We start from the raw sequence: 5221 nt of genomic DNA, 5'->3' as shown, positions 1-5221 counted from the left end.
GGGGGATGAGGGCAAACTTGCATAACTGAGATGCGCCCTATGCTCCAGATACAACTTCCGATCGGCTCTCAGCCGCAAAGCAAAATTGCCGCTGAGTCCTGTAATTTTTCATAACGCCTCCGAGTCAGGCTGATAGAGTTTCAGCAAACGGTTTGGTGTTGTTTGTGCCATGAACGGTTTCAATCTGTCTTCTGTGTTTTCCCTACGCCTGTTGCCAAACCATGTGTGATGACACTCAAATTCAAGCCCTTTTAGACGAGATTCGCAGTCCCGATGCTGCGCCCCTGCTGCGTCGTAAGGCCCTGTCTCGGCTGCTGTTGTGCATTCAGCGATCGCCCAAGCTGCGCCGCTCTCGCCATCCCGACTATGGCCACGCCCTCAGCCTGACGATGGAGCGGGTGTGTCGAGCAATCGACGAGTTTAGCCCCCGCAGCACCTCAGTTTCTACGGATTTGATGAACTGGGTGAACGGTTATTTGGAGGGACGCATCCGGGACTTGCGAAACCCCGATACAAAAATCAAGGATTTGCATCGACCAGAACGCGGAGAACGCGAGATCAAGCGAGAATTTGGCAACGTGGTGCTGCTAGATCAGTCGATTGGGGAAGACGGCAATCAGACCCCTCTGGGCGACCTCACGCCCGATCCGCGCCAGGACATGACGCTGCTAGAGTCGTGGATTCAGGCACTCCAGCAGGTGCAAAAGCAGCGCATCGGGCTAGAGATTCACCGCTATCTGGCCGCAGACCCCGATGCGATATTGCAGGGCTGCCATCCCAATAAATTCCTGGAATGCCACTGTCAAGCGCTGATTCAGCGGCTACACCTGAGCGAACCGTCCGAAACGAGACGGGCGATCGCCCAGGAGTTTGGCATTCCGGAGCAGACGCTTTACTCGCATTGGCGCGACAAGTGCCTGCCGCTGCTGCAAATCGTCGCGCTGCGGTTCGATCCTCAGGTGATCGAATTTCTCCAGTCGGACGAGGCGCAGTGTCTAGGCGACTGCCACCCGCCCGCGCAAGAATTCTGCAACTGTCTTGATGTGGCCAAACGGCTGCTGCTGTCTCAGCCGCCAGAGTCGATGAGGGCGATCGCCCGCGACCTCCAGATCAAAGAATCTACCGTAGCCAAACATTGGCAGAGTGACTGCCTGCCCAAACTCAAAAAGCATCGCCTCTGATTTCCCGTCCGCACTGGATCGGAATGTTTCAGCGAATTGCGACGCGAATCTTCTCTGAATGTCATCTGCTAAACTGCACCCTCATCTTCTGGAACGCAACAATGAACACTGTAGAACTCATCGGCCTACCCATTCCCCTCAGTCAAGATGCGTTTGAATCTGCCGCCCAGTTTGCAGCCGAGCAGGCCACGCCGGGGAAAGGCAAACGGGTCTATTTGAACACGCTGGCGGTCTACGCAGTGCAGACCTACCTGAACTGGCTGGAACTGAACACCAGCCTTGCTGAGGGCGACTGCTGGCAGCCAGGACTGAGGGCGGTGCTGGATGTGGCGGATCTGGTTTTGCCAGGAATGGGCAGGCTGGAATGTCGCCCGGTCTTGCCCGGCGAAACCGCTATGACTCTCCCCCTGGAAGCTGCACAAAACCGACTGGGCTATGTTGCCGTCCAGTTTCATGAACAGTTGGACGCAGTTGATCTGCTGGGGTTTGTGCGGGGTGTGCCGTTTGCAGAAGACGATGCCCCCCTTGAGCCGATGACCGTACCGTTGAGCGAACTGCTGCCGCTCGACTCGCTGCTGGATGTGCTGCATCCTGATCTGGCGATCGTCAATCTGCGGGAGTGGCTGATGGGGCAGTTTCGGCATCCCGAATGGCGATCGCCCGAAGCCTTCGTCGCTAGCCATCGAACCATGCGGTCGGGATCTCGAAATGCCACTGGCAGCGGCTTCTCAGTCCCTCCAGATATAGATGCCCAGATTAATTCCGTCAGTCGCGCCAAGGCAATCGAGTTTCAGGCGCTCGAAAAGCAGGTGGTGCTGGTGGTTCAGGTGATTTCCATTACCACTGAAGACAACACGCTCAACGTGCGGCTACGGCTGTATCCTGATGCTTCGTCTGACCAACTGCCGCGCAATCTGCAAATCACCGTGTTGGACGAGACAGGCGCAGTGATTGTAGACTCCCGTCCCAAAAGCGGCAGCGGCTGGACCGAGGTCGAATTATGCGACTGTCAGCCGGGCGACCGATTTAGCGTTCGCATTGCGCTTGGTGAAGATAGCAAAGTAGAGGAATTCTGCATCTAGAAAATTCTAGAAAATTAGAGTTGCATAGGTTTATTCGATCGTGCGATATCTTCAATTAGGTTATGAACTAAGCCCCTATGGAAACGATTAAGCTGACACTCCGCCCCCGTGATGAGGACAATTCCGCTGCTGGATACCGAGTTCGGCTAGATAGCCGCGATCTGGGTGAACTGGAGGCCGCGCTGCCAGCGATGCCCGATAGCTTAGTCGCAGCGCTGGCTGACTGGAAAGCGGCCTATGCGGTGCAGGAGGGCGTGCGATCGCACTTTCGCATCAGCGGTGTCAAAATTACTCACCACACGGCGCAGGACGTGATTCGGCTTTCGGAAAGGCTGCAAGAAGAGTTTAACGAATGGCTGAACGACGGCAATAAGCATTGGCGTGAACTGCGAGAGGCGCTGATTCCGCTGTTGCGTCGAAATGGCTATGGCAACGGAAATGGCTATGCAAACGGGAACGGAAGTAGCTATGCAAATGGGAATGGAAACGGGAACAGCGATCGCCCGCTGCTAATCATTGATCTCGGCAATGATGACACGCTCAAACGACTACCCTGGCAGGACTGGAAGCTGTTGAGGCAGCACTACTACTACAGCGATGCTGCCATTCGGGTGCTGAACCCTGCCACGGCCCTGGGGTCACGCCCCAGCTATCCCCAGGCTGCCAAAATCAGAATTCTGGTCATTGTGGGAGAAAGCGACGACATCAGCACCGATCAAGACCTGGCCGCGATTCAGCAGCTTGAACACGATCATCCTGACACGGTGGAAGTTATCTCGCTGCTCCAGCCGTCTCCAGCAACCCTCCAGGCTGCGCTCGAAGATCCGCAAGGCTTTCATATTCTGGTGTATGTCGGCCATAGCCGCAGCGATGATGACGGCAACGTGGGCTGGCTGCTGCTGAATCAAACCGATGAAATTAGCATTCGTAACTTTAAGTTTGCATTGAGCAAGCTGGTTCGCAAGGGTTTGCAACTGGCAATCTTTAACTCATGCGACGGATTGGGGCTGGCGCAGCAGCTTGCCCAGATTGACGTACCCCGCTGCATTGTCATGAAGGAACCCGTGCCCGATCCGGTGGCGGTGGAGTTTTTGCAGCGCTTTTTCCATGAATTCGCCACAAAAAGGCGCTCCCTGCTGATGGCCATGCGCTCGGCGCGACAGGGATTGGAGCATTTCAACCTGCGCTATTCCGAAGTGACCTGGCTGCCGACGGTGTGCGTCAAGCAAAATACGGAGCCGCTGACCTGGCAACTGTTGCTAGATCAGTTGCAGCAGGAGCCTGCGATCCCCCCGCCCCATCCGCCTGAACCTCGCCCGCCCCAGATAAGCCCGCCGCCAGGCTGGTAGGCGCGGGGACGGCGGCGGTGCTGCTGGGGGCGATCGCCCTTGTATCGCTTCGGCAAGTCCGCTGTCTGTTTGTGCAGTGTGATGCACCGGGGAGCGGCCTTAGTCAGGGGCTAGTCGGCCCTGCGGGGTCAGGCAATCCCAGCCCTAAGCTGCTCCCGACCGAACGGTTGATTACTGTTGGCGACAATGGGAACCTGCTGGGCAGCCTCAAGCTGGAAGCACCCTACAAAGCGCTCAAGCAAGCGGGCATCAATGCGTTTGCCACGGGCGATTACAACACCGCTAAAGCAAAATTTGACGAGCTACGGCAGCTTGCCCAAGCCCAACGGCAGCAGTTTTCCAACGATTCCAATAGCCCAGACTATAAAAACGCAACCGCAGCCTTGAGAGATCCTGAAGTGCTGATTTTCCGCAACAATGCCGAAGTGCGGCTGCGGCGACAGGCAGGGCAACCCACCTATACGATTGCAGCGGTGATTCCCCTCAGCACGCCAGAAGGAACGCTGATTAACATTGGTGAGCAAATGCTGTTTGGCATTGCCCAGGCCCAGGATCAAGCCGTCAATCGGACGAATGCGCCCACTAATTTGGAAGTCATCATTGCCAATGATCTGAACGTGCCCGCGCAAAGCAGGGCGATCGCCGAAGCGCTGGTTCAGCCCAACCTTCCCGCGCTCGACGGACAGCCGCTTCTAGCGGTCATTGGCAATTACACCAGTCGGGGCACTTGCGATTCCTTGCCTGTGTATGCCGCAGCCAGGCAGGTGGTGATTTCTCCCCTCAGCACCGTGATGAATCTGCGGGCGCGGTGCAACGGTGCTGACGTGTTTTTCCGCACCACGTCTTCCACACAGATCGAAGCGAGAACCCTAGCAGACTATTTGCATCAGCAAAAGAACCAGCCTAGAGTTGCGCTATTTGCCAATTCTAAAGAGTTTTACAGTGACGACCTGCGCTATCAGTTTGAGAGCGAACTGCGGGGCACGATTGTTCGCACGTTTGACCTTTCCGTTCCGCAGTTTGATGCGACCGATGCGCTGCGTCAGGTCGAGGACGTAGACGCACTGGTAGTGCTGCCGGACGGTCGCACGGGCAACAGCGAGTCCTTTAATCGGGCGCTGGCGGTGATTAAGGCGGACGGCGGCAGGCGGCTGATTCTGGCCTCTGCCCCGATTTACACCGCTGACTGGAGCGATCGCGGCAGCAGTTCGGAGGAGCGTCGCGCCCTCAGCAATCGGCTAATTGTCGCTACAGACTGGTATGCTGCCTGCGCCCCAGATTTTGTGCAGTCTGCCAATCGCTATTGGCTGGGCGGCGTGAACCGGGTCACGGCGGTATCTTACGAGGCGATTGAGGTGCTGCTGCCCAAGCTGCGCCCTGGCATTACGTCCGATGAAATTCGCCAGGGGCTAGCAACCGCACAATCCCCCAGCAGTATCTTTCCTGGCAAGACGATTAGCTTTGACGCACGGGGCGATCGCAAAGATTTAACGACTCGCGCTCTCACGACGTTAGTCGATAACCCAGCCAACCCGTTCGATCTTGTCCCTGAGACGGTTTGCCCATAGGCGATGGGTGTATCCCACTTTTGTAACCCTCACCCTAAATC

General features: G+C 56.7%; 4 protein-coding genes. All 4 read left to right on the top strand.

Annotation, left to right across the window (positions count from 1 at the left end; translation table 11 throughout):
• Nucleotides 1-221: 221 nt before the first annotated feature.
• The 4 genes from IGS51_RS04120 to IGS51_RS04105 all read left to right on the top strand — a co-directional run bounded on the left by IGS51_RS04120 (nt 222) and on the right by IGS51_RS04105 (nt 5180).
• Entirely contained in the window at nt 222-1181 is a 960-nt protein-coding gene (locus IGS51_RS04120; RefSeq protein ID WP_297076270.1) for a hypothetical protein, read from the top strand.
• 101 nt (nt 1182-1282) lie between these two features.
• Nucleotides 1283-2263 (top strand): DUF1822 family protein, encoded by a 981-nt coding sequence (locus IGS51_RS04115; protein WP_297076267.1) that lies wholly within the window; start codon nt 1283-1285, stop codon nt 2261-2263.
• 77 nt (nt 2264-2340) lie between these two features.
• Nucleotides 2341-3612, top strand: coding sequence for a CHAT domain-containing protein (locus IGS51_RS04110; protein ID WP_297076264.1), 1272 nt, complete (start codon nt 2341-2343; stop codon nt 3610-3612).
• Between the two features lie 17 nt (nt 3613-3629).
• Complete coding sequence (locus tag IGS51_RS04105; protein WP_297076262.1) at nt 3630-5180, top strand: ABC transporter substrate-binding protein; 1551 nt, start codon at nt 3630-3632, stop codon at nt 5178-5180.
• Nucleotides 5181-5221 lie beyond the last annotated feature (41 nt).

It is taken from the genome of Thermoleptolyngbya sp. M55_K2018_002 (genome assembly GCF_015295965.1).
GTDB classification, from domain to species: Bacteria; Cyanobacteriota; Cyanobacteriia; order Elainellales; family Elainellaceae; genus Thermoleptolyngbya; species Thermoleptolyngbya sichuanensis.
The sequence above is the reverse complement of the archived record's forward strand: the minus strand, read 5'-3'. Positions and strand labels throughout refer to the sequence as shown.